Below are 24,290 nucleotides of genomic sequence, written 5' to 3'. Positions count from 1 at the left end.
TCAGCCGGACCATGATCCGCCGCCGCCGGGAAGCCGGAGCGTTCCCCGACGCTGTCCACGACGACGCGCGGCTGGCTGGTCCCGATCGACAACCTGCTGGCGGCCGGGTTCAAGGTGAACGCCCCCGCCCGGCCCGACCCCTCGCCTGCGGCCCCGGCCGGGAAGGACGCCAGCCCCGACCGCGGTGAAGGCGAGGACCAGGCGGACGCTCTGCGCGCCGAGCTGGAGCGCCTGGAGCACAAGCACGCCCAGGCGCTCACCGCCGAACGGCACGCACGCGAGCTGGCGGCGGCTGAGGCGCAGCAGTTGCGAGCGCGGCTGACCGAGCGGGCCGCGCGCATCGATGATCTGCAGCAGGCGTTGCGGGCGCTGACGGCGCGGGAGGAGCGGATGGCGACCCCTCAGCCGTCCTCGGCCGACCGCGGCCACGGGTCGGCCGGCGCGCCCGGCGTCGCGCCGGGATGGGAACAGGCGGAGCCGGACCTCGCTGCGGGGACCGAGTCCGCCGGGGAGCGGCGCCGGTGATGGAATCGCCGCGGCTGACCGCGCGGCACGACGAGAGGGCGGCACCCTGAGTGGGTACCGGCCTCTCGTCGCCAGGCTGCGCGCCGGTCCATGCCCGGCGGGAAAGTACGTGATACTCACCGGCCACTCCGTCCGCCGCGGCCTGGCCACCACCGGCCGCAAGGTGGGCGGCACGATCTCTGCGCGGTCAGACCGCGGGAAGAACGGAGAGGGCCGCCTTACAGAGCAGGCGGCCCCCGTGCAGGAGAAGAAACAGGACCTCGATCTCGCGGCCCTTTGTTGGGCCTCAGCGAGATCCTCTAGCCCCGTCCGTTCCTCCGCCCTATGACAACTCCAGCAACGATTGCGGCCAAGGCGAGCAGCAACAGCACGACTCCTGCTGTGCCGTCGGGAAACCAGAGTGCGGCTAGGGTCACGTCGTATTCTCCTTCGCTCTGTCCATGGTCTCGGTTGCGGGGCAGCGGTCGGTTCAGTTCACGTAGGCGTCCTTTGCCTTATCGCCGACGTAGGATCCGGCCACGGCGCATCCTGCCGCGACGACGGCACCACCCACTCCTGCCGTCGCGGCACCGGCGACTCCCGCAGCGAACATGCAGCCGACCTCGGCTCCCAGGCCGGCGACCGTACCCACCAGGTCACCCTCCAGCGCCTGCTGGTCGCCGTTCCAGGCGTCGGTCCCCAGTTCCCAGAGGTCCTTGCCCAGGAGAATGGCGCTCACCGCATTGAGGCCCTCGGGGTCGATGCGGTTGACGGGGTCGCCTTCGGCGTAGAGGTAGGGGTTCTTCTCCTGCCCGGAGGGGTCGGGGCTGGTGAAGCGGCCGATGTTGGGGTCGTAGTAGCGGGCCTCGTAGTGGTAGAGGCCGGTGGGGTCCTGGTAGCCGCCGGCGAACCGGTAGGGCTGGGAGACCTGCTCGGTGGTGGCGGCCCGCGTGACGCCTCGGGGGCTGTAGCTGTACGAGTTGACCTTGGCGCCGGTGTCGTCCGTGAGCGCGACGACGGAGCCGATGGCGTCGGTGAGGTAGTAGTAGCTCTTGCCCCCGGTCGTCATGGAGTTGAGGGTGCCCCCGGGTTCCCGGTTGAAGCCCATGTCGACGCCGCCGGTGGTCTTCGCGGACAGGCCCAGGGGGCCGTTGTGGAAGAAGGTGTCGCCGAGGCGGATCCGCTCGCTCTGGTCGGTCGAGCCGTACTGGCCGGCGTAGGTGGTGCCGCCGGCGGTGAGCGAGGTGAGCTGGGAGTAGTCGGACCACTTCTCGGCGGTGCGGGTGCCCTCCGGGGTGGAGGCGCCGGCGGTCTCGTTGCCGAGCTTGTCGTAGGACCAGTTGGTGGTGTCGCCGTTCTTCGCGGTGATCTGCTGCGCGTCGTTGACCGTGTAGGTGGTGCCGCGGGGGCAGCCGGGGTCGACGCCCTGGGAGGTGAGGTTGCCGGCGAGGTCGTAGCAGTACTGCCAGGAGGAGTTGAGTGTGGTGCCCTTCTCCTCCTTGGCGTAGGAGAAGCGGCCGGCGCCGTCGTAGGTGTAGCTGGTCCTCATGCCGGTGACGGCGTTGGTGCTGGTGCGGATCTTGCTGCCGTCACCGCCCGCGTTGGCGCCGGAGTAGGCGTAGGAGTAGGCGAGGTCGACCAGCGTGCCCTTCGGCGAGGTCGCCTTGATGCGCTCCGGCCGCGAGGACTCGTCCAGCGTGACCTCCTGGACGGTGCCGCCGGGGTAGGTGGTCTTCTTGCGGACGTCGTTGTTGTCGTACTCGTACGTGGTGACGTTGCCTGCCGGCGTCTTCAGTTCGACGAGGTTGTTGACGGCGTCCCAGGTGTAGTCGGTGAGACCGGCGGGGTCCTCGTAGGTGTCGACGTTGCCGGCCGGCGTGTACGTGAGGATGGTCCGGGACCCGTCCTGCAGGGTGCGGATCGTCTCCCGGTTCAGCGGGTCGAAGTCGTAGCCGATCACACCGGCCCTGTCGGAGCGCTGCACGAGGTTGCCGTCGCCGTCGTAGTGGTAGGTGACGGTGAGGTAGTTGGAGGAGTCGACCTTGACCACGCGGTCGCGCTCGTCGTACTCGTACGTGACGGTCACCCCGCGCCCGTCGAGGGCGGTCCGGATCCGGCCGAGGTCGTCGTAGGTGTAGGTGGTGACGCCGAGGGGTGCGGGCGGGGTGACCTTGCGCAGGTTGCCTTTGGCGTCGTAGGTGAAGGCGGTGGACACCGACTTCGTGGAGCTCATTTTCGTGGTGGCCTTGCAGCGCTGGCCCTCGAAGCCGCCGCAGGTGGGAGTGGCCGGGTTGTAGTCGAAGGTCTGCGTGCCTCCGCCGGTTCCGGTCACGGCGACGGACTTGGTGTTGCCGGCGGTGTCGTAGCCGTACTGGGTCTTGTCGCCGTCCGGGGTGGTCAGTGTGCCGGGGAGATCGGCTCCCGAGATCGTCTGGTAGCCGGCGGCGGACGCCGTCGCTCCGGTGGGGAGCTCCGCGGAGGTGGGGTTGTTGCGGGGGTCCCAGCCGTACTTGGTGACGTTGCTGCCGACGCCCCCGGTGCCCATCGCGTCGGCGGCCTCGCTGACGTTGTTGTTGGCGTCGTACTTCTTGGAGCGTTCGTGGCCGAGGGCGTCGGTCACCTTGGTGACCCGGCCGTCTCCGTCGTGCTCGTAACGTGTGTCGTGGTTCTCGGGGTCGGTGACCGTCGTGGTGCCCGCGTCGGACGCCCATTCGCCCGAGTAGTCGTAGGTGTAGGTCGGCCCGGTGTGCCCGGAGGCGTCGAACTCGGTCGCCCGCAGCATGGAGGTGACGCGGTCTTGGTCGTCGTAGGTGAAGACCGTGACCCGGCCCTCCGGTGTGATGATCTTCGTGAGCCGGCGGGAGGAATCGTACCGGAACTCGGTCGTCTTGCCCTCGGTGTCCGCCGTCCGCGTCAGGTTGCCTTCGGCGTCCAGGTCGAACACGGCGGTGCGGCCGGTGTGGTCCTTGGCCTGCCACTGGTTCGGGTAGGTCTTGACCAGGTCGACCCACCGGCCCGAGCGGGTCTCCGTGACCTTGAAGCCCTTGTGTTCCTCACCCTCGTCGTGCTGATCGACGGTGATGGAGCCCTTGTTGCGGTCGGTGACCTTGGTCAGGGTGCCGTTCGCGTCGTAGGTGTCCTTCGACCCCGACTTGCGGTCGGTCAGCGTGTAGGTGCCGTCGCTGTTCTTTCTCAGGTCCTTGGAGTAGCCCTTCGGCGTGGTGAAGGTGCCGTCCGAGTTCTTGTTGAAATCGACGGTGGCGCCGGTGGCGTCGTAGAAGATCACCGAAGATGTGAACGACAGGTCGAGGTAGCGCTCGTACTCCTGCCACCACGGGTCGGAGACCTTGCCCCACGGGGCGTCGAAAGAGTTGTACGTGCGGGCCAGGCGCAGTTTCTGTCCGACGCCAGCGATCTCGAAGTCGGTCGCGGCGAGCATCAGGTTGCCGTTGGACAGGTTGATGCGCGCGACCAGCGAGTCGGTGATCCTGAAGTCGGAGATCTGGTGCCAGGGGATCGCGCCCTGCCCGTACGGCACGAATCTGAAAGGCGTGACGTCCGTGGAGGGGGCCTCTGCCCTCGAGCCGTCCGCCTTCTTTCCGGCGCGGGCCCGCTCCTTCTGCTCCGCCTCCCAGGCCGCCTCGTCCTTGGTGGGCTTCGCCCCGGCCTGCGATTCCACGGGCCTGTTGGAGCCGACCTTCACGGGCGGCATCTCCGGCCGGTCCGTCTTCTTCCCCCACACCGACTCCGCTGCCGCGCCGTTCGTAGGCGGGGCGGCGACGGCCGGCAGCCCCGCCACCCCCACCGTGAGCACCGTCAGCGCGGCGACGACACCATGTCTCATGTTCTTGCGGGCACGCCGAAACGGCGTGCCCGTGGCACGCGAATGCATGAACATCCCCCACACAGACTCCGGTCGGTCCCAGCGACCGCCGGACGCTCCAGAAGCTGTCACGAGTTCTGCACATGCCGCCGGTCCGTGCCCGCGAATTGATCGAACTCACGGGCGAATCCAAGACGCTGTGAAACTCCCGGGGAATCGGGGAAGAGAGTGATTTCAGCGAAGAAAGTACCGATATGCCCGTGAAAACGAGTAGTGCGGAAGTGACCGGATGTCGACGCCATGAGTCACGCAGCCATCACTCCTGACCGGCATGGCCATCACAGCGGCACTGCACCTGGTCTTGAGGGAATGCCCAGATGTCAAGGGACAGTAGAAGTTCCCCGTTCGCGGACAGTTGATCTCCCCACTGGTGGACGCTGAAAGTCCCCGGTGGACAGCTGATCTTGTCGCTTGTAGGTCAGTCGAGTGGGACGACGCCTCGTCCGGTGGTCGCCTCGGCGAGGCGGTGGCTGTCGCCCTGCGTGACGACGACGTGGGCGTGGTGCAGGAGCCGGTCGACGGTCGCGGTGGCGAGGGTCTTGGGCATGATCTCGTCGAATCCGGACGGGTGAAGGTTGCTGCTGACGGACAGACTCCGCCGTTCGTAGGCGGCATCGACCAGGCGGTAGAAGCCCTCGGCGGCGTCCGGCGAGACCGGGAGGAGCCCTATGTCGTCGACGATGATCAAGTCGGTTCGGGTGATCCGGGTGATCGCCTTCGAGACGGAGCCGTCGACGCGGTGACGGCGAAGCAGGGCCCCTAGGTCTTCGATGGTGAACCAGGCGACGGTCATTCCGGCGTCGACCGCCGACTGGCCGAGCGCCTCGCTGAAGTGCGACTTTCCTGTGCCGGAGGGTCCGACGACGCAGAGGTTCTCGCGCCGGCCGATCCATTCCAGAGTTCGCAAGGCGGACTGCGTGGGGACCGGGATCGAGGACGCTTCCTCGTTCCAGATGTGGAAGGTCTTGCCGGTCGGGAACGCCGCGCGGGTTCGACGAGTGCGGAGGTTGGCGGCGTCGCGGCCGGCGGCCTCCTCCGCGAGTAGGGCCCGGGCGATCTCGGCGGGATCCCACCGCTGGGCCTTCGCGGTCGGGATGATCTCGGCCATCGCCCGGCGGATGTCCAAACTGTAAGCCGTCGGGTGAGCGCGATGGCTTCGTCGAACACGGCGCCGGACGTCGCGACGACCGCGGAGGCGGGTGCTTGCATGCGCGGCCGCGTCGCGGCCGGTTGGGCAGGACTGTCGTTCATGGAGCAGGTGCTCTCTTTCTGATCGAGGCCGACGTGGCATGACCGTCGGCCGAGGTGATGAGTTGCTGTCACGGGGGTCAGATAGGTTGCCCGGATGACTGACACGGACCCGTTGGTGCCCGTTCTCGCCGGACTCGTCGTCGACGTTGTCTGGTTCCTCGACAGCTGCGAGGACGACGAGGTGGACCCCGACTCCGCGGTGAAGATGATGGAGAGTGTGAGTTGGGTGCTGACGCGGCTGCCGCAGGACCAGCGCGACCAGCTTCTGACCGTGCTCCATGGCCTGGCCGGGGCCGAGCAGGACCCGGGTCGGCGGGAGTTCCTGGAGGCTTTCCCCTTCGCCAGCGGCCTGGTCGAAGAGGAGCCCGAGGGCTCAGGCCGAGCCGAAGCCTGACCAGGCGGACGTGCCCGGCTGCAGGCTGTGGTTTTCGCTGCGGCGGACTGGCTCGACGTGATCGTGTTCGCCCTGGTGGCCGAGGATCGACAGCAGGTCGCTGTCGGCGAACCGTCCGACCGTCGCCGCCGTCCCGAGTGCGCGGTCTACTTCGGCAGTTCCGTGGAGCTTGGCGAGCGCGACAGCGTCGGCCATCTTCGCCCTGATCCGGCGGACACCGGTCGCCGCGGCCTCGACCAGCCAGGCCGCCGCCCCGGGGCCGATCGCCAAGAACTGGGCCTCGGCCGAGTTCGTCGGCTTCGGCGTGCGCTGGCCGCGCGGGGCGTCGGGGTAGTGCTCGTCCGCGATCCGCGGACTGCCCGGCGCCGAGCAATGGTGGCGGGCGACCTCGACCGCGCTGCTCGCGGCCATCGCGGTGACGATCAGCTCGTCGCCGTGGAAGCGGACCCAGACCCGATCATCGACGAGTTGGTGCGGGACCGAATAGCGGACCGACTCGACGGAGATCGTGGAGTCCTTGCCGACCCGGCGGGTCTCGCCGAACGCGGCGGTGAACGGCTGCTCGGGCACCGGGTGCAGCCGCAGCCGCTCCTCCGCCAGCAGCTCGGCCGGGATCCTGCGGGTCTCGCGATGGATCCGGCCGTTCACCTCGCTCGTGATGTCCTGGCACGCCTCCTGCAGCTCGGAGAAGTCACCGTAGTCGGGCCGGAGGTCGACCGCAGTGGAGACCAAGTCCCGCTTCGCGATCCGGACCGTCGCCTCGGTGCCGCCCTTTGAGGCCGGGACGGCGGGCATGCACGATCTGACGACCGTGCCGTAGTAGCGGGCGATCGGCACCAGCTCGGGGTTGCGGACCGCGATCCGGGCGACGTGCTCGACCGTGACAGTCTTCTCGTTGTCGGTGAGGCAATAGGTCGGGCCCCGCCCAGCGTCCGGAACGTCGTGTCCAGGTAGGCCGCCACCGTCGGCAGGGTCTTGTCCAACACCGGGATGATCACCCGGAACCTGGACCAGGCCAGCCACGCGCACCACAGGCTGGTGCGTCTGCCGTCGATCTGCGGGCCTTCTCCCCAGTCCCACTGCAGCCACACCGCCGGCTCGGTATCCAGGGCCGGAATACTCTGCGGTTCCCGGCCCGATAGGACTCCTTCGCCGCCGCGACGGCGCGGCGGGTGGTGCGATCAGTCCCGGTGGAGCCCATCGCGGCGATCTTCTTGTGAACAGCGTCGGCACCGACCCTGCCGCGGGACCGCTCGACCAACTCCTCAACCTTCGGCAGGAAGTCGTCGATCAGCTTCGACCGCACCGCCCGCTCGGTCGGGTCGACCCCTTGCCCGCGCAACTGCACATAGTGCCGCACGGTGTGATGGTCGCAGCCGGCCAGCTCGGCCGCCTTCCGGTAACTCCCGGTGAGGTCGTACGCCTCGCGAATCTCCATGATCCCCTCATCGCTCTTCACCCCGCCCACTGTGCGTGATGGGCTGGGTGGGTCCGCGGGGAGATCAACTGTCCGTCACTGGGGAGATTTCATGTCCACCAGCGGAGAGGTTAACTGACCGCCAGTGGGGAGTCTGCCGTGTCCGCTGACACTGACTCACACCAAAACCGCCTGGCAACAAGCCGGCCGCACCGGCCCGATGATCGGAATGTCCGAGGGACCTCATCGTCGTCCACGAGCCGTTCAACGCTGCACCGCCGTACGGAGCAGCGCCCCGGCGGCAGGGCAGCGCGGGCGAGCCGTCGGGCCGTCGTCAAATCCGGCTCAGCCGTTGCGCGATGGCCTCCAGCAGCTCATCCAATGCCGCCTCATGCGTCCGTCCACGAGGCCGGGCCAACGCTACACGGCTCGGCGAAAGGCCACGGACCGGACGGAACACTACGTCCGGGCGGGCATAGAAACGGGCTGCCGACACCGGGACCAAGGCCACGCAACCGTCCGCCACCGCTCCGAGCCGATCCTCGGGACAACTGGTAACGGCGCCTACCCAGATGGGGTCGCCGTCCCTCTCCTCCACCGCCAGCCAGTCGTCCCTCCAGACTCCCCTCCCAGCTCCGGAAGCAACGAACGGCTTCTCCCAGAGTTCCCGGAACTCCACCGTCTCGCTGTCCGCCAGCCGATGCCGAGCCGGTAACAGCACCCCACGCTCCTCAACGAACAACTCCCCCACCCACCACCCCTCCCGACCAGAAACGGCAAACGCACCACTGCCGCAACCACCCCACCTCCGACCAGGCCGGCACTCGAGTCCGACCAGTCGCACTGTCGCAGCCCCACCCACCACAGCGGCCATACTCGGCGGAACTCAGCAATGACTCCAGGGACGACACCCACCGCACCCGAGTCCAGAAAACCCAGGCCCAGCACCTGCCCCACCCGGCCGGTTACCTCGACCGCCTCATCCCAGCCCGTCGACGGGGTCCCCGCTCGGGTTGCGCACGTCTTTGCCGCCCCGAGCCTGAAGTGTTGTTCGTCAGGACTCGGCAGGCAGGAGCTGGACCAGGCCGACGCAGTTCTCCTCGCCCACCCAGGTCTGCGTGGCGCGGACCGTCCAGCGGCCGGCGGGCAGGGGGACCGACGCCCGGGCAGGCAGCCCGGGCGTCGGGATACTCGACGTTCAAGTCGGCACCCGCTTCGGCAGAGTCCATGAGCACCGCCAAACCGTCCGAGTCCCAGGTGCCGCACTCCTCCCACACCGTGGCCGGGTCCCCAAGGGCAGCATCCGCCGCAGCGCTCAGTCCGGCCTCGGTTTCGGCGGCGAGCCACCGCAGGAACGCGCGGTGCTGAGGCAAGTAGCAGCTGGCCGCCGGCTCGACTGACAGCACCAGCGCCTGCGCACCGTTCGTGTTGACGGGGATCACACCAGCAAGATCGTCCACAGCACAAGCCCGGTCGTAGTCGTCCGGGGCGGTGGCATCTCCCGCCATGAGACCACTCTCCGTACAGCCGCCCCAGGAGGCCACTGCGGAGACGGGGACAACGATCAGAGGACCACCCATCGACTCCACCCAGACAGGGGAGGCACTGGAGGCATCGTCTGCGGTGCCTGAGGAAATGATCATCCAGTCAGTGTGCCCTCGCCCGCTGACACCGTCACCACACGGCCTTCGGGGCCGTGGCCCCCGGACGAGTGCAGATGGTTCCCTCGGCGCGATGCGGAGTAAAGCGAAGCAGCGTGTTCTCGCTGGATACGGTCGTTGGCGGTGCGCAGCGCCGCAGCAAGGCGGTCGATGGCGTCTTGCGGCGAGGCCGCGCAGGCCGTTGTTCACCGCGGCAACAAGCTCCGGCCAGGACAGGCCGGGGCCCATCCAGTGTCCGTCGTCGCGCGCGAGCAACTCGGCACGGTGCCGGTCGGGGTGATGTATCAGGTAGTCGACCCCCGCCGGGGAAGCGACGCTGACGCAATGTCCGTCCGGCGGTCCGCTGCGGCTGGTGGATGGGGGCGGGTGGGTCACCGGTCGCCCGGCAGGATGCCGGGCGACCGGGGCGGGACGGGTCAGTGGCGGCTCTTGAGGCGTTCGACGGCGGCGACGCCTCCTGCGGCGAGGGCGATCTGGATGGCGAGTTCGATCCAGTCGATGCCACCGGTGTCGGCGACGCCCAGGCCGGCGGCGATGGCGGTGCCGATCAGGGCGGCGGCGATACCGACGGCGACGGTCCACAGGAAGCCGGTGTGCTGGCGGCCGGGCAGGGCCAGCCGGCCCAGCACGCCGATGATGGTGCCGATGACGATGGCGGTGATGATGCCGGAGATCTCCATACCGTCCCTCTTGTAGTGCTTCGCTGCGATGATGCCCGCCGGCCTCGTGCTCACGCACTGTGCACCTGGCCGGCGCGGTGTGTACGGCTAGAGATCGAATTCGTGGGGCGGTAGGTCGAGGGTGAAGCACGCCTCGCGGACTACGGCCTGTTCGGTCTTGTCGAAGTCGCCGTCCGCGCCGCCGATGACGATGCCGATCTGGATGACGGCGCGGGCCTCGGCGGGCTTCTTCCTGGCCTTGGCGATCTCTTGGAGGACGCTGACCTTGCCGAAGGCGAAGTCGGCCGTCAGCTTGGCCAGGTTGTCCTCGAAGCGCCGGCGCAGGTCGTCGGCATCGAAGTTCCGCAGCACCTCGTTGGTGGCGATCAGTTGTGCCACGCGCTGGCGCTCAGCCGGGTCGATGGTGCCGTCGGCGGCGGCCACGAGGGCGCACATGGCCATGGAGGCGTCGCGGAAGGCGCCGGATGTGAGGTCGTTCTTCTTCGCCATCAGCTGGGTCTGCATCGTTGATGCGGATTCCCGGATGCGGTCCCACAGGGCCACAGGAGCTCCTTCGTCGTGCTTGTGTCATGGGGTGGTGGGTCAGCCTTCGTCGCCGTCGTCATCGCCTTCGAAGAAGTCGCCGATCTCGTCGACGACTTCGGCGGCGACGAGACCACCGGCCACGCCCACGGCGAGTCCGGCAGCGCCGGCGGCGACGGCGGTGCCCATGCCGGGCCCGGATCGGTGACCGCCGTGGTGATGCTCGTGGTGACCAAGACCGTGACCGTGACCGTGGCCGTGGCCGTGGCCGTGGCCGTGGCCCGCGGCCACCTGGCGGATCCAGGCGTCGACGACGCCGGTCCAGTCGTGCTGGTCGGCGCTGTCGTGGCTGACGACGTGGCGGTTGACGACGTCGTGCCCGGCGGCGAAGAACCCGCCGGGCTTGTCGGCCTCCAGAACGACTTCCATGCCGCCGGGATTGGCCAGGAAGGTGACCTCCAGCTCCCGCATGGCGTGCGCGTACTGCGCGGCGGGAGTGAGTTCGATCTCCTGGTAGAAGGGCAGCTGCTGGCCGGTGCCGCTGATGTGCCCGTACTCCAGGTCGGCCGCCTTGAAGCCGAAGCCGAGTCGGCCGAGGGCTTCGAGGACCGCCTCCTGCACAGGAAGCGGGGCGACGGTGAGCGGGTCGAGGTCGCCCTTGTCCTTCGCGCCGGCCACCACCAGCTCCGTGCGCACCCCGAGCACGATGCCCAGGTCCTGCCCGTACAGCTCCGTGATCGGCGTCTCCCACGGCAGCGCCACCGTGAACGGCACACTGCGCTGCTCACCCGCCGCCAGGCGGAAGCCGCCGGCGACGGTGAACCGGCCGAAAGCCGCCACGCCCTCGGTCTCCGCGCCGTCGTGCTCGGCCTCCACCCGGGCCACCAGTTCCAGGGTGATCTGCTCGATGTCGAAGTCGGCGCTGCCGCCCTCGAGGCGCACTTGCCCCGTCAGGGGGCCGCCGGGCCGGACCGCGCCGGGGTCGAGAACCGTGTCCACGGTGGGGCCGCCCATGCCGAGCGCGCCGAGCAACTTCTTGAACACCATCGCGGCGTTCACTCCTTCGTGTACGAGGTCTGCGGGAACGCAGCGCCGCGGGGTTTCCCGCCGTGAGAGGCCCTGCGGCGCCGCGCGGCCGGAGGGGGGACTACTTCGCCGTGTCCAGTGCGGCCAGCGCCTGGGCCCAGCGGACGTACTTCAGCTCGGCGAGCTCGGCGACGGTGGTGATCCCGAAGGCATCCTTCAGCAGTTCGCCGTCGCGGTCGGAGACCCCCTTCAGCGCCGAGACGGGAGCGGCGAGGATCTCGGTCAGACCCTTCTCCGCCCACGCCTTGTCCAGCACCTTGTCCAGATCGATCGAAGCCACGTTGCCCTCCCAGGCCAATAGCGTGTGAAACCGGTGGAGACGCGGCCCTGGGGCCGCGCCGGCGCCGCCCGAAGGCGGCGGCGTCGACGTCGTGCCGGCGCAGGTGTGAGCGAGGGTGCCGACCTCTCACCACTCACCACCGTCCCCTCGCTGCAGGCACGCGTCTGCGGATGGCCGGGAAGAACCCCGCCACCCCTTCGCGTATTTCTACACGACTGTAGAAGTATAGGGCTGCGCCGACGTGCCGGGGACGTCTTCGGGATCCTGGCGGCGGCCCTGACCGCTGCTCACCGCCCCGCACCGCGCGGTGAGTCGGCGCCGCACCGAGTGCCCGGATGACTGACACGGGCCCGCTGGCGCCTGTTCTCGCCGGACTCGTCCACCGTGGAGTCGGGGTCGACCACGTCGTCCCCGCAGTCGTCGAGGAACCGGACGACTGGGATCACGTCGGGGGTCAGCCGGGGGCGAGGCGGCTGAGGTGTCCCCAGGAGCGGTAGAGCTCCTCTCGGGCCCGGTCCATCTCCAGGACGTGGTCGAAGGACTGGCCGCCGACGATCAGTCGGCGGGGCGGGTCCGGGAGCGCGGCCAGGCGCAGGATGACGGGGGCGGCGGTCTCCGGCTCCGGGCCCGCGGTGTCGCCCCACATCTCCTTCATCTCGGTGCGCAGGGCCTGGTACTGCGGCAGGGGTTCGGTGGCGGTGGTGCCGGTGGTGAACAGGCCGGTGTTGTAGCCGCCCATCTGTACGTTGGTGACCTTGACGCCGAAGCGCTCGACCTCCATGGCGAGGGCCTCGCCGACCGAGTCCAGCGCGGCCTTGCCCGCGCCGTAGAAGCCGACGGTCGCCATGCCGCCGCCGCTGCCCATCGAGGTGACCTGGAGGAGCCGTCCGCCGCCCTGGGCGCGCAGGTGGGGCAGGGTCGCCTGGGACACCCATACGGCGCCGAAGAAGTTGACGTCGAGGTGCGCGCGGATCTGTTCCTCCGTGGCCTCCTCCACCATGCCGTAGAGCATTCCGCCGGCGTTGTTGACGACGACGTCGAGCCTGCCGAACGCGGCGGCCGCCCGCTCGACGCCGTCGAACACGCACCGCCGGTCGGCGACGTCCATCGGGAGCGGGAGCAGCCGGTCGGGGTACTTCCGGGCGAGTTCCTCCAGGGGTTCGACGTTGCGGGCGGTGCCCACCACACGGTGGCCGGCCTCCAGGGCGGCCTCGGCGAAGGCCCTGCCCAGGCCTCGGGAGGCGCCGGTGATGAGCCAGACTTGCGGATCGGTCACGGGGTCCCACCTTCAGAGGAGGATCAAAAAGGAGACGAGTCGTCTCGTTTCGTTTGGGTGGGTTCAGAGTAGGGGGAGGTCGGGGGGTTCTGCAATACGGGCCGTCTCGTTTTGTTTTCGGGCTAGGCTGCACCCATGTCCATGGAGAAGGGGCCGGACCACTCCCGGCGCAAGGAACGGTCACGGCAGGCGATCCTCACGGCGACCCGTGAACTGATCGCGGAGGAGCCGTACGAGAAGGTCACGGTCGAGGCCATCGCCGCGCGTGCCGGCGTGGGCAAGCAGACGATCTACCGGCGGTGGCCCTCGAAGAGCGCGGTGGTGTTCGCCGCTCTGCTGGCCCTGAGCGAGAACGCCGACGGGCAGTCGGTCGCGCTGCCGGACACCGGTGACCTGGAGACGGATCTCAAGCACGTCCTGCGCGCCACCGCGCAGGAGTTCGCCGATCCGGCCTTCGACCGGCTCATCCGCGCGCTCAACACCGAGATCGCCAACGACGCGGCGCTAGCGGCCGAGTACCACGAGAAGCTGGCCCTGCCCCTGGACGAAGCCAAGAAGGCGCGCCTGCGCAGCGCCCAGGAGGCGGGCCAACTGGACGCCGACGCCGACCTGGACCTGGTCCTCGAAGTGCTCTACGCCCCCCTCTTCCAGCGGTGGCTGCACCGCAGCGCCCCCCTCACCGCCGCGTACGCGGACGCACTCGTCGAGGCGGCCCTCCGAGCGTTCGCCCCCGCGGCCGTGCACGGGGCTGGGGGCGTCAGGTGAGCAGGCGGCGGCGGTAGCCCTCGGCCACCGCGGAGGCTCGGTCACGGACGCCGAGTTTGTCGTAGATGTGCTGCAGGTGCGTCTTGATGCTCGCCTCGCCGATGAACAGGGCCGCGGCGGCCTCCCGGTTCGAGTTGCCGTTCGCGACCAGTTGCAGCACCTGTTTCTCCCGATCGGTCAGTGTGCCGGCCCCGGGCCTGCGGACCTGCCCCATGAGGTGCTGGGTCACCGACGGTGCGAGCACCGACTCCCCCCGCGCCGCTGCCCGGACGGCCCGCATCAGGTCGTCGGGCAGGGCGTCCTTCAGCAGGTAACCGATCGCACCGGCCTCGATGGCCGGCAGCACGTCGCTCTCGCTGTCGAAGGTGGTGAGGATCAGGACCCGCGCAGCCGGGACCCGTTCGCTCAGGGCCGCGGTCGCGGCTACGCCGTCCATCCGAGGCATCCGGAGGTCCATGAGCACGACGTCGGCTGCCAGCGTCTCCGCACGTTCGACGCCCTCGGCTCCGTCCCCGGCCTCACCGACCACGACGATGTCCTCGGCGTGCGCGAAGGTGTCGCGGAGACCGCCTCTCACGATCGGGTGGTCGTCGACGACGACCAGTCGAATCATCGGTCGGCCTTCCCCTTCTTCTCCGCGGTCCCCCCGAGGGCGATCGCCGGAACACGCGCGCTGACCGAAGTGCCTTCCCCCGGTGCGCTCTGCACCTCCACCTGGCCACCGACGCCTCTGATGCGCTGGCGCATGCTCGTCAGGCCGAAGCCGGTGCCGGCCCCTTCCGCGAAGCCGCGTCCGTCGTCGCGCACGTCCAAGAGCACCTCGCAGCCCGTGTACGACAGCGTGACACCGACGCGTGAGGCCTTCGCGTGCTTCGCCACGTTGGTCAGCGCCTCCTGCGCGACCCGGAAGAGCGACACCTCGATCACCGGGCTCAGCGGCTCCCGGCTGCCGGTGACCTCCACCTGGGCGCGGACGCCCTCGTCCTCGGACCACCGCTCGGTCAGCGTGCGCAGCGCGTCGGGGAGATGGGCCCGCCCGAGTTCCCGCGGGGCGAGCGCCTGCACGGACCGTCTGGCCTCGGTCAGACTGCTGCGGGCGAGCCGCAGTGCCCGCGTGACGTGCTCGTCGGTCTCGCCCCGCACGTGGGCGGAACGCTGCGCGGCCTGGAGTTGGGTGATGATGCCGGCGAGGCCCTGGGCGAGGGTGTCGTGGATTTCACCGGCCAGTCGTTGCCGCTCGTCCTGCGCCCCGGATTCACGGGCCTGCGCCACCAGTTGGGCGTGGAGTCCGGCGTTCTCGTGCAGTGCCGCCTCGAGTCGCTCGACGAGCGCCTCCCGCCTGCGTTCCTCCGGTTCGCTGCGTGCCGTGAGCAGGATGCCGACCCCGATCGCCGCGGTCTGCACGGCGACGATGAGGGTGAACTCGGCGAGCACGTCCGGTGTCGGGCGGGTCCACACGCTCATCGCCGAGCCGTTGAGGGCGACGGAGGTGGCCAGGACCGCGAGCACGCCGAGCGGCCACGGCCTGAGCAGGTAGGCGTGGAAGAAGCCCGCGACGGTGAAGACCAGGAAGATGTCGGAGTACGTCATGAGGGCGACGCACAGCGCCAGCAGCCCGACGAAGAAGACGCCCGCCGGAACCGGCCGGAGCGTCCTCCTCGTGAGGGGCAGGGTGTGGCCGAGCGACACCCACAGCACCGCGACGACGACCAGGCCGAGGACGGGTGCGGCCTCGGGCCAGAAGCGCGCGCCGGAGTGGGGCAGCACCCACGAGAAGTAGATCGCCGTCGAGACGGTCAGCAGCAGCCACGGCGTGGTCAACTGCAGAAGGTCCCAGACCCGGAGCTGTTCCTCCTTCCAGGCCAGGCGGGAGCGGTGCGCGGTCTCCGCCTCCTCGACGACGGCGGATCCACGTGTCCCAAGACTCGGGCGCTCACCGGCCCGGGCGTCCCGCGTCATCGGCATCTACTCCCAGCGGAAGAGCTTAGCGGCGATCGTGCCGGCGGTCACCGCGACCCCCGCCATGACGGCGATCTGCAGCCAGAAGGGCTGCGCACCGGCGGTGGCGGTGATCGCGCCCGCTTCGGGGGACCATGCCGCGGTGAGAGCCTGCAGCCCGGGAGGGACGAACTCGCCGACCTCGCGCAGCACGTCGGGCATGAGGACGCGCGGCAGGAAGGCTCCGCCGAAGAACATCAGCGCGACGAACAGGAAGGTTCCGATCTGGTTGGCGGCACTGCTCGTGCGGGCCACGGCCGCGGAGATCATGCCGAGCCCGAGCAGGGCCGCGTAGCCGGCGAGGAAGGCGACGACGAACCGCAGGGGCCGCTCGGGCGGGGCGATGTCCAGCACCACGCGGGCGAGGACGAGCATGAGCACCGCGGAGACGACCACGGAGGTGAACGCGACGATCATCTGCGCGAGGAGGACGCTCGCAGGGTGCGCGGGCGTCGTCGACAGCCTGCGCAGGATGCCGCGCTCACGACAGGTCGTGATCACCGCCGGGATGTGCTGCACCGCGATCATCACCATCCCGAACACCAGCGCCGTGGGCGCCCAGATGTCGATGTCCCGGAGACCGCCGTTGTCCGGCGACGGCTCCCTGAGCGCCGGGACGGAGCCGAGTCCGAGCAGGAGCCCCGTCGGGAACAGCACGCCGAGGACCACGGTGGTGGAGTCGCGCAGGAAGAGCCGCGTCTCGGCCTTGACCATGGGGAGGAGGGCACGCATCACTCGCCCCTCCGCCCGGTGGGTCCCTGGACCTCGGGGGCCTGTCCCGTGAGGGCCACGAACGCGTCGTCGAGGCTGCGCCGGTCGACGCGGAGGTCCTCCGCGACGACCCGCGCCCTGGCGAGAGCGGCTGCGACACTGCTCAGAAGCTGTCCCGTGCCGGTGACCAGCCAGCGGCCCTCGGTGACCTGGACGCCGGTCACGTCGGGGAGCCCGGTCAGGACGCTCTCGTCCAGCGGTCGGCTCACGCGGAACCGGACCTGCTGCAGCGCGCCGGAGCGGGCGATCAGTCCTGCGGGCGTGTCCACGGCGGCGAGCCGGCCCTTGTCGATGACGGCGATCCGGTCGCTGAGGCGCTCCGCCTCGTCCATGAAGTGCGTGACGAGGAGGATCGTGACGCCCGCGTCGCGGACCTGCTCGATGAGGCTCCAGGTGTCGCGGCGCGCCTGCGGGTCCAGGCCCGTGGTGAGCTCGTCCAGGATCGCGACTCTCGGATTGCCGACCAGGGCGAGCGCGATCGACAGCCGTTGTTTCTGCCCGCCCGAGAGGGACTTGTACCGGGTGCCGCTCTTCGCGGTGAGGCCGAGGCGCTCCATGAGCTCACGCCGGTCCGCGGGGTTCCGGTAGAAGGAGCCGTACAGCTCGAGGGCTTCGGCGACCTCGATGGCGTCGGGGAGGCTGCTCTCCTGCAGTTGCACGCCGAGTCGTTCACGCACCTCCGCCCGGTCCCTGACCGGGTCGAGTCCCAGCACGGAGACCGAGCCCGAGTCGGGGGTTCGCAGGCCGGCGACGGTCTCGACGGTGGTCGTCTTGCCGGCGCCGTTGGGCCCGATGATGCCGAAGATCTCGCCCTCCTCGACGCTGAAGGAGAGGTCGTCGACGGCCATGTGCCGCCCGTAGCGTTTGCGCAGGTTCCGTACTTCCAGTGCGGTCATGCTCCGCAGTCTGGGATGCCCGGCTGCCCACCACATCGACCGTGGCGTGCGGGCTCCGGTTGATGCGCGCATCCACCGTTCGGTTGATGTGCGGCGGGGCCGTGGCAGCCGGGTGCGACCACTCCGTGTACGTCCTCCCGGGTCAGGCGGCCACCGAGGCCGAGGAAAGGTGCCCGACGAGCCCGACGAGTACGCCTGCGGGTTCGACGCCCTCGCCGGGCCGTTGCGCACGACGGGTGAGCCGCATCGGGTCACCTGCGAGCTCGGTGGTGACGCACCGGCCGAGGGCGAGCTACGCCGTCTCGTCGCCGGCTGCGCCGAGGTCGCCGTGGTGCCGGCGTTCAGTTCAGGACCTTGTGCAGCGACTCCTCCCGCCACCGCCGGAGCAGTTCGTGGAAGGCGACGGCGCCGTGCGGGTAGGCGCCGGGGCCGTTCGGGCGTCCCACGCCCTCGCGGTTGTAGTACCCGGGCGTGCACTCCGCGTGGAACCACTCGTGGTCGGGCGCGCCCTCGGCCAGGGCCGCGACCCAGGCGTCCTCCGCCTCGCGGGTGGGCTCGATCAGCGCGCCCCGGCTCTCCGCCGCGGCGACGAGCGCGGCGGCGTGGACGGCGTGTTCGTCCAGTATGTGCGTGTAGTTGACGCTGTTGGCGCTCTGCATGCCGCCGAGCTGGATGAGGTTCGGGAAGCCGTTGGTGGTGAAGCCGTGCAGGGTGCGCGGCCCTTGCCGGGCCCAGGCGTGCAGCAGTTGGACGCCGCCGCGGCCGTGCACGGGGAGCCGGCCGGAGAGGATGCCGGAGACGCCGACGGAGAACCCGGTGGCGAAGATCAGGCAGTCGAGTTCGTACTCCGTGCCGCCGACCACGACCGCGTTCTCGGTCATCCGCTCGATGCCGTGGGTGTCGGCGGTGTCGACCAGGGTGACGTTGTCCCGGTTGAACGCCTCCAGGTACTGGTCGGAGAAGGTGGGGCGCTTGCAGGCGTACCGGTACCAGGGTTTGAGCTTCTCCGCCGTCTCCGGGTCGGTGACCACCCGCTCGACGCGGGCGCGCAGTTCGTTCATCTTGGCGGCGTCGGCGGTCTCGTAGGCCGCCTCGAAGGCGGTCCGGTCGCCCTGGCGGCGGAAGCTGGGCAGGAGTTTCTCCAGCAGCCCCGCGGAGGAGGTCCAGCGGTCGGCCACGAGGTCCTGCTCGGCCGCCTCGCCGGAGACGATCCGCAGGAAGTTGTCGCGGCGCTCGCGCGCCCAGCCGGGGCGGTCCGCGCCGACGTCCGCGGCGGTGGTGCGGCGGTTGGCGCGTACGTCGACGGTGGAGGGGGTGCGCTGGAAGACGTAGACGTGCCCGGCGTCCTCCGCCACCTTCGGCACGACCTGGATGCCGGTGGCGCCGGTGCCCACGATGCCGACCCGCTTGTCCGCAAGGCCGGTGAGCCCGCCGTCGGGGCTGCCGCCGGTGTAGCCGTAGTCCCAGCGCGAGGTGTGGAAGGTGTGGCCCCGGAAGGTCTCGATGCCGGGGATGCCGGGGAGTTTCAGCTCGGACAGGGTGCCGGTGGCCGTGATGACGTAGGTGGCGCGGAAGCGGTCGCCGCGGTCGGTGTCGACGATCCACGTCCGGTCGGAGTCGTCCCAGCTCAGGGAGGTCACCGAGGTGGAGAACAGGGCGTCGGCGTAGAGGTCGAACTGCTCCGCGATCCTCCGCGCGTGGAGGCGGATCTCCTCGCCGGGCGCGTACTTCCACTCCGGCACGTACCCGGTCTCCTCGAGCAGCGGCAGGTACACGTGCGACTCGATGTCGCAGTGGATGCCCGGGTACCGGTTCCAGTACCAGGTGCCGCCGAAGTCGCCGCCCTTCTCGACGATCCGCACGCGTCCGACGCCCTGCCCGCGCAGCCGGGCCCCGGCGAGGATGCCGCCGAAGCCGCCGCCGACGACCGCCACGTCCACCCGGTCCGCCAGTGGCTCGCGCTCGGCGGGCTCTCCCGCGTAGGGGTCGGCCGCGTAGTAGCCGAACTCGGCGTCGGCGCCGAGGTACTGGCGGGGGCCGTCGGGGCGGACACGCCGCTCGCGTTCGATCCGGTAGCGCTCCCTGAGTTCGGCGAGCGTCTCGGCGGACACCGCTCCGTCCTGGGCCATGTGGGGGGACCTCATTCCTTCGCTGTCACGGTCGTGAGGCCGCACCGTCCGTCAACCGGCTTACGGGTCACCGGACTTGAGCGGCCATGCACTACCGTAGCAACTACCGGACAGCACTGTCCGGTCAGTGTGTCCCCGCACACGCGTCCCCCACGGACGCATCCCCCACCGACAGGAAGAGGGACAGACATGCGACGACCCCCCGTCCGGCCGCTCGCCGGCCTCGCCGTGCTCGGCCTCCTGGCGCTCACCGGGTGCGGCACGCAGTCCTCCGGCGCGGCCACCGAGGACCGCGCTCCGGCCGCCGCCTCCGGGCCGGACCGGACGACGATCCGCGCCCAGCAGGTCATGCGGCTGACCCAGCCGCACGAGGAGACCGGCATGACCCTGTTGGAGGGCCCGGTCTTCGACGACGACGGCAGGCTGATCGTCGTCGACGTCACGGCGCCGCCCGGCGAGCCGAAGGTACTGCGGGTGGACCTGGGCCGGAAGACCTGGCGGCCGTTCCACACCGACGACCGGGGGGCCTACACCTCGGCCCAGTTCAGCCCGTACGACGGGCGGCTGTATCTGACCGACTTCTCCCACGGCGAGATCGTCAGCCTGGCCCCGGGCGGCGGCGACCGGCGGGTCTTCTTCTCCGGCGAGGTGGACGGGGCGCCGATGAACCCCGACGACCTCGCCTTCGACCGGCAGGGCAACCTGTACGTCAGCGACTCGCGGGGCCTGCCGGAGGGCGAGGCGAAGGGCCGCGTGGTGCGGATCGACCGGGAGGGCGGTGGTGCCACCGTCCTGGCGGACGGGCTGGCGGCCCCGAACGGGATCTCCTTCGACGCGGACCACCGTGGTCTGTGGTTCAGCGAACTGACGGAGAACCGGATCTCCTACCTGCTGCTGGACGCCGAGGGCGAGGTGGCGTCACGGCACACCGCCGTCCGGGTCGACGGCGGGCTCGCGCAGACCGACTCGATCGCCGTGGACGCGGCCGGCAACCTCTACCAGGGGCTGCACGGGCGGCCCGCGATGGCCGTCCACGACCGGTTCGGCGAGCGGCTCGCGACGGTGGAGGTGCCGGCCCGTGCCGCGGCGGGGCTGGAATCGGCGACCAACGTGGCCATCACCCCGGGCGGGACCGAGGCGTACATGACCGTCAGCGGGCCGTCCGGGGGGTACCTGTTCCGGTTCGAGGCGCTGGCGGAGGGGGTGCGGCAGTCGAACGGCGGCTGAGGTGGCGGCTCGCTTCTCAGGCCTCGGGGCCGGGGGTGTCGGCGTCGGCGGTGGCGTCGGCGTCGACGGTGGCGGTGGCGGTGGCGGTGGCGGTGGCGGTGGGGAAGGTGTCCCCGTCCGTCTCGAACGGCCGGACCGGTCCCACCTCGACGCCCAGCAGCCGCCAGGCGGCGAGCGCGCGGCGCTCGCGCTGCTCGCGGGTGGGGCCGGTCACGGCGCCGGAGACCATACCGACGGCGAGCATCAGGTCCTCGGTGTCCGCGGCGAGCCGGTGGCCGGCCGGCAGGTGTCCGCGCAGGGCACGCTCGACCCGCCGGGACAGTTCCCGGGCGTAGGCCGGCGTGCCGGCGTGACCGTCGACGTCGCCGCCGTGCAGGACCGCCAGGAAGGCGGTCGACCCGCTCTGGTGCCAGGTCAGGACGCCGAGGACCCCGGCCAGGTCCGCGCCGTCGGTCTCCGCCGCCCGCTCGATCTGCCGGACGTTCTCCTCCAGCACGGCGAGCGCCAGCGCGGCGCGGTCGGGGAAGTGCCGGTAGAGGACGCCCTGCCCGACCCCGGCCCGGCGTGCGATCGCGGAGAGCGGGGTGCACAGTCCGGACTCCGCGTAGATCTCCCGCGCGGCGGCGACGAGGGCGGCCCGGTTGCGGGCGGCTGCCCTGGGCCCGTCGTTAGCGGGCCGCCGCTCGGGGGGCGCAGGTCGCTTGGTCACGCCCGGAGGATATACGGGCCCGGTGTGTGCCGTTCCGGCCCGCCGTGCCGCGAGGTGACGGGGTGGGCCGTCACCTCGCGGGGCGGGGGCGTCATGCTCGCGGGGCGGGGTGTCAGTTCCACTTGTAGGCGTCGAAGTTGCGGCTGAACTCCCAGTTGTTGAAGCGGTCCCAGTTGATCGACCAGGTCATCAGGCCGCGCAGGGACGACCAGGTGCCGTGGGTCTGGTAGGAGCCGCAGTTCTGCTTCCGGGTGAGGCAGTCCAGGGCCTTGTTCACCTCGGCGGGGGTGGTGTGGCCGTTGCCCGCCTGGGTGGAGGCGGGGAGACCGATGGCCACCTGGTCGGGGCGGAGGCCGGGGAAGAAGCGCTCGGTGTTGCCGGCGACCGGGAAGCCGGTGAGCAGCATGTCGGTCATGGCGATGTGGAAGTCGGCGCTGCCCATCGAGTGGTACTGGTTGTCGAGGCCCATGATGGGGCCGGAGTTGTAGTCCTGGACGTGGAGCAGGGTGAGGTCGTCGCGCAGCGCGTGGATGACCGGCAGGTAGGCGCCGGCGCGCGGGTCCTGGCCGCCCCAGGGGCCGGAGCCGTAGTACTGGTAGCCGAGCTGGACGAAGAAGGTCTCCGGGGCCATCGTGAGGACGAACTTGTCGCCGTACTTGGCCTTGAGGGTCTTGACCGCCTGGATGAGGTTGACGACGACCGGGCTGGTGGGGTTGCGGAAGTCGGTGTCGCCGGTCTGGAGCGAGAGCGAGTGGCCTTCGAAGTCGATGTCGAGGCCGTCGAGCCCGTACTCGTCGATGATCTTCGAGACGGAGGAGACGAAGGTGTCGCGGGCGGCCGGGGTGGCGAGCTGGACCTGCCCGTTCTGGCCGCCGATGGAGATGAGGACCTTCTTGCCGGCGGCCTGCTTGGCCTTGATGGCGGCCTTGAACTCGGCGGGTGACTCGACGCCGGGGCACTCGGCGGCCGGGCAGAGGCTGAAGCGGATGTCGCCGGAGGTCACCGAGGTGGGCTCGCCGAAGGCGAGGTTGATGACGTCCCAGGAGTCGGGTACGTCGGCCATGCGGGTGTAGCCGGAGCCGTTGGCGAAGCTGGCGTGGAGGTAGCCGACGAGGGCGCGGGCGGGCAGTTCGCCGCCTCCCCCGCCGCCGCCTCCGGAGGCCGTGGTGACGGTGACGGCCGGGGACTTCGCGGACTCGCCGGCGCTGTTGGCCGCCGAGACCTGGAAGGAGTACGCGGTGCTCGGGCTGAGACCGGTGGCGGTGTACGAGGTGCCGGTCGCGGTGCCGAGGAGGCTTCCGCCCCGGTAGACCTTGTAGGAGGTGGCTCCCGCGACGGCGGGCCAGTTGAGCGGCACCGAGGTGGCGGTCGGGGTGCCGGCGGTGAGGCCCGTCGGGGCGGCGGGGATCTGGACCGGGTCGCCGCCGGGTCCGAGGAGGGAGAGGTCGTCGGCCTGGTAGGCGGGGGTGCCGTACCAGCCGTGGGTGTAGATCGTGACGGAGGTGGTGTTCGCGCCGGTGGTGAAGGTCTTGGTGAGCTTCTGCCAGTCGGGGGCGGACTGGGTCCAGGTGTAGCCGTCGGTGGTGCCGGCGCCGGTGACGCCGAGGTACACGTAGCTGCCGCGGACCCAGCCGCTCAGCGTGTAGCTCGCGTTCGGCTTCACGGTGACGGTCTGGGAGCACTTGGCGTTGTCGCTGCCGGCCGGTGTGGCCTGCAGCGCCTTGGTGCCGCTGCGCACGGGGGCGGTGACGGCGGCGGCGCTGCCCGCCGTGCAGTTCCAGCCGTCCAGGCCGGCCTCGAAGCCGCCGTTGCGGGCGAGTTCGGAGTCGGCGGCCTGGGCGGCCGGGGTGAGGGCGGCGAGCCCGCCGGCGGCGAGCGCGCCCACCAGCAGCAGGGTGAGGGGTCTGGTGCGGTCCACGACTGCCTCCGGGGGTGAGGGATCGGAGTGGAGCGCGCCACAGCATGGTCCAGACCAATCGAGTGGTCAAGACCTCTGGTCCTCCGTACGGGACTCGGTGTTCCCGGCCGTCAGGGTTCCGCCGAGCCCGACGGGCGTGCCGCGGGTGAGGATCTCGAGGGCGGGGTGGCCACCGGCGGGGAAGACACGGCCGGCGGGGGGAGTTGGCCCTGACGGCATGGTTTTCCGAGGGATTGGGGTGGGTCATGGCTGGAGTGTTCGTCATCGGGGCCGGACCGGGGATCGGACAGGCGGTGGCGCGGAGGTTCGCCGGGGAAGGGCTGCCGGTAGCTCTGGTCGCGCGGACCAGGCGGACGGCGACAGCCGGGGCGGATTCCGTCGGTGCGCTCGGCGTGCGGGCTCTGCCCCTCGTCGCCGATGCCGCCGACGAGGACGCCCTGCGAGCGGCCCTCGACACCGCCACGGCCGAACTGGGCGAGCCCGACGTCGTGGTCTACAACGCCGCCGTCATCCGGCCCGACACGGTGGGCGAGCTCCCGCCGCGCGACCACCTGGAGACCTACGCGGTCAACGTCCTCGGCGCCCTCACCGCCGCCGCGCACACCCTGCCCGCGATGGCCCGGCGCGGGCAGGGGACGTTCGTCGTCACCGGCGGGATGCCCGAGATGAAACCGCAGTACGTGAGTCTGTCGCTGGGCAAGGCCGGGGTGCGGGCGCTGGTCGAGCTGCTCGACGCCGAGTACGGGCCGTCCGGTGTGCACGTCGCCACGGTCACCGTCGCCGGGGCGGTCGCGCCCGGCACGGCGTTCGACCCCGACGACATCGCCGAGCACTACTGGCGTCTGCACACCCAGCCGCGCGGGCAGTGGGAGCGTGAAGTCCTCCACTGAGCGGCGCGGTCCGGGGCGGGATCGGCGGGGCTC

19 protein-coding genes and 3 pseudogenes are annotated in these 24,290 nt (G+C 70.5%); 5 read left to right on the top strand and 17 right to left on the bottom strand.

Going from position 1 to position 24,290, the window contains the following annotated elements:
- Nucleotides 1-114: 114 nt before the first annotated feature.
- Nucleotides 115-525 (top strand): hypothetical protein, encoded by a 411-nt coding sequence (locus ABZ836_RS24455; protein ID WP_356133540.1) that lies wholly within the window; start codon nt 115-117, stop codon nt 523-525.
- A 469-nt stretch (nt 526-994) separates the two neighbouring features.
- On the opposite strand, the gene ABZ836_RS24450 is transcribed toward ABZ836_RS24455, so the two are convergent.
- Together ABZ836_RS24450 and istB are read right to left on the bottom strand one after the other, a co-directional pair.
- Nucleotides 995-4,348, bottom strand: coding sequence for an RHS repeat-associated core domain-containing protein (locus tag ABZ836_RS24450; protein WP_361145415.1), 3,354 nt, complete (start codon nt 4,346-4,348; stop codon nt 995-997).
- Between the two features lie 457 nt (nt 4,349-4,805).
- Nucleotides 4,806-5,596: pseudogene (istB, locus tag ABZ836_RS24445) on the bottom strand (IS21-like element helper ATPase IstB).
- 136 nt (nt 5,597-5,732) lie between these two features.
- Between istB and ABZ836_RS24440 the strand changes: the two are divergent.
- The gene (locus ABZ836_RS24440) at nt 5,733-6,032 is read left to right on the top strand and encodes a hypothetical protein (RefSeq protein ID WP_356133538.1); all 300 of its coding nucleotides are present in this window, start codon (nt 5,733-5,735) and stop codon (nt 6,030-6,032) included.
- Here ABZ836_RS24440 and istA read toward each other — a convergent pair.
- The 8 genes and pseudogenes from istA to ABZ836_RS24400 form a co-directional block, all read right to left on the bottom strand.
- Nucleotides 6,012-7,491, bottom strand: a pseudogene (gene istA / locus ABZ836_RS24435) (IS21 family transposase). The gene ABZ836_RS24440 and the pseudogene istA sit on opposite strands and share 21 nt — an antisense overlap.
- Before the next feature lie 292 nt (nt 7,492-7,783).
- On the bottom strand, nt 7,784-8,323 hold the full coding sequence (locus tag ABZ836_RS24430; RefSeq protein ID WP_361145412.1) for a LysR family transcriptional regulator substrate-binding protein: 540 nt from the start codon (nt 8,321-8,323) through the stop codon (nt 7,784-7,786).
- Nucleotides 8,324-8,414: 91 nt separating this feature from the next.
- Nucleotides 8,415-9,029, bottom strand: a complete 615-nt coding sequence (locus ABZ836_RS24425) for an Imm21 family immunity protein (RefSeq protein WP_356133563.1) — start codon at nt 9,027-9,029, stop codon at nt 8,415-8,417.
- Nucleotides 9,030-9,526: 497 nt separating this feature from the next.
- Entirely contained in the window at nt 9,527-9,790 is a 264-nt protein-coding gene (locus ABZ836_RS24420) for a GlsB/YeaQ/YmgE family stress response membrane protein (RefSeq protein ID WP_361145429.1), read from the bottom strand.
- An 87-nt stretch (nt 9,791-9,877) separates the two neighbouring features.
- Nucleotides 9,878-10,333 carry a TerB family tellurite resistance protein gene (locus ABZ836_RS24415; protein WP_361145409.1) on the bottom strand — a complete coding sequence of 152 codons (456 nt, stop codon included), beginning with the start codon at nt 10,331-10,333 and terminating at the stop codon, nt 9,878-9,880.
- A gap of 39 nt (nt 10,334-10,372) precedes the next feature.
- Nucleotides 10,373-11,359, bottom strand: a complete 987-nt coding sequence (locus ABZ836_RS24410; protein ID WP_361145406.1) for a sporulation protein — start codon at nt 11,357-11,359, stop codon at nt 10,373-10,375.
- Nucleotides 11,360-11,459: 100 nt separating this feature from the next.
- Nucleotides 11,460-11,678 (bottom strand): hypothetical protein, encoded by a 219-nt coding sequence (locus ABZ836_RS24405; protein ID WP_361145403.1) that lies wholly within the window; start codon nt 11,676-11,678, stop codon nt 11,460-11,462.
- Between the two features lie 454 nt (nt 11,679-12,132).
- On the bottom strand, nt 12,133-12,954 hold the full coding sequence (locus ABZ836_RS24400) for an SDR family NAD(P)-dependent oxidoreductase (RefSeq protein WP_361145400.1): 822 nt from the start codon (nt 12,952-12,954) through the stop codon (nt 12,133-12,135).
- A gap of 135 nt (nt 12,955-13,089) precedes the next feature.
- Between ABZ836_RS24400 and ABZ836_RS24395 the strand changes: the two genes are divergently transcribed.
- Nucleotides 13,090-13,719: a TetR/AcrR family transcriptional regulator gene (locus ABZ836_RS24395; protein WP_356133526.1), complete on the top strand. Its 630-nt coding sequence runs from the start codon at nt 13,090-13,092 to the stop codon at nt 13,717-13,719.
- Here the strand turns inward: ABZ836_RS24395 and ABZ836_RS24390 are convergent.
- The 5 genes from ABZ836_RS24390 to ABZ836_RS24370 all read right to left on the bottom strand — a co-directional run bounded on the left by ABZ836_RS24390 (nt 13,712) and on the right by ABZ836_RS24370 (nt 19,513).
- Nucleotides 13,712-14,332 (bottom strand): response regulator transcription factor, encoded by a 621-nt coding sequence (locus ABZ836_RS24390; protein WP_361145397.1) that lies wholly within the window; start codon nt 14,330-14,332, stop codon nt 13,712-13,714. The genes ABZ836_RS24395 and ABZ836_RS24390 overlap by 8 nt on opposite strands.
- On the bottom strand, nt 14,329-15,678 hold the full coding sequence (locus ABZ836_RS24385; protein ID WP_361145394.1) for a sensor histidine kinase: 1,350 nt from the start codon (nt 15,676-15,678) through the stop codon (nt 14,329-14,331). Before ABZ836_RS24385 ends, ABZ836_RS24390 begins: the two co-directional genes overlap by 4 nt.
- A 6-nt stretch (nt 15,679-15,684) precedes the next feature.
- A complete protein-coding gene (locus tag ABZ836_RS24380) occupies nt 15,685-16,449 on the bottom strand; it encodes an ABC transporter permease (protein ID WP_356133520.1) in 765 nt (254 codons plus the stop codon).
- A complete protein-coding gene (locus ABZ836_RS24375) occupies nt 16,449-17,384 on the bottom strand; it encodes an ABC transporter ATP-binding protein (RefSeq protein ID WP_356133518.1) in 936 nt (311 codons plus the stop codon). The genes ABZ836_RS24380 and ABZ836_RS24375 overlap by 1 nt, the downstream gene beginning before the upstream one ends.
- A gap of 341 nt (nt 17,385-17,725) precedes the next feature.
- A complete protein-coding gene (locus ABZ836_RS24370) occupies nt 17,726-19,513 on the bottom strand; it encodes an NAD(P)/FAD-dependent oxidoreductase (RefSeq protein ID WP_361145390.1) in 1,788 nt (595 codons plus the stop codon).
- Nucleotides 19,514-19,702: 189 nt separating this feature from the next.
- On the opposite strand from ABZ836_RS24370, the gene ABZ836_RS24365 reads away from it, so the two are divergent.
- On the top strand, nt 19,703-20,740 hold the full coding sequence (locus ABZ836_RS24365; protein ID WP_356133514.1) for an SMP-30/gluconolactonase/LRE family protein: 1,038 nt from the start codon (nt 19,703-19,705) through the stop codon (nt 20,738-20,740).
- Nucleotides 20,741-20,864: 124 nt separating this feature from the next.
- Here ABZ836_RS24365 and ABZ836_RS24360 read toward each other — a convergent pair.
- Both ABZ836_RS24360 and ABZ836_RS24355 read right to left on the bottom strand, forming a co-directional pair.
- Nucleotides 20,865-21,449, bottom strand: a pseudogene (locus tag ABZ836_RS24360) (helix-turn-helix domain-containing protein); the annotation flags it as partial.
- A gap of 112 nt (nt 21,450-21,561) precedes the next feature.
- The gene (locus tag ABZ836_RS24355; RefSeq protein ID WP_361145387.1) at nt 21,562-23,367 is read right to left on the bottom strand and encodes a glycoside hydrolase family 18 protein; all 1,806 of its coding nucleotides are present in this window, start codon (nt 23,365-23,367) and stop codon (nt 21,562-21,564) included.
- 245 nt (nt 23,368-23,612) lie between these two features.
- Here ABZ836_RS24355 and ABZ836_RS24350 point away from each other — a divergent pair, with 245 nt between their 5' ends.
- Complete coding sequence (locus tag ABZ836_RS24350) at nt 23,613-24,257, top strand: SDR family NAD(P)-dependent oxidoreductase (RefSeq protein ID WP_356133507.1); 645 nt, start codon at nt 23,613-23,615, stop codon at nt 24,255-24,257.
- The last annotated feature ends 33 nt before the right edge of the window (nt 24,258-24,290 follow it).

Source organism: Streptomyces sp. NPDC047130 (assembly GCF_040643475.1).
Lineage (GTDB): Bacteria > Actinomycetota > Actinomycetes > Streptomycetales > Streptomycetaceae > Streptomyces.
The sequence above is the reverse complement of the archived record's forward strand: the minus strand, read 5'-3'. Positions and strand labels throughout refer to the sequence as shown.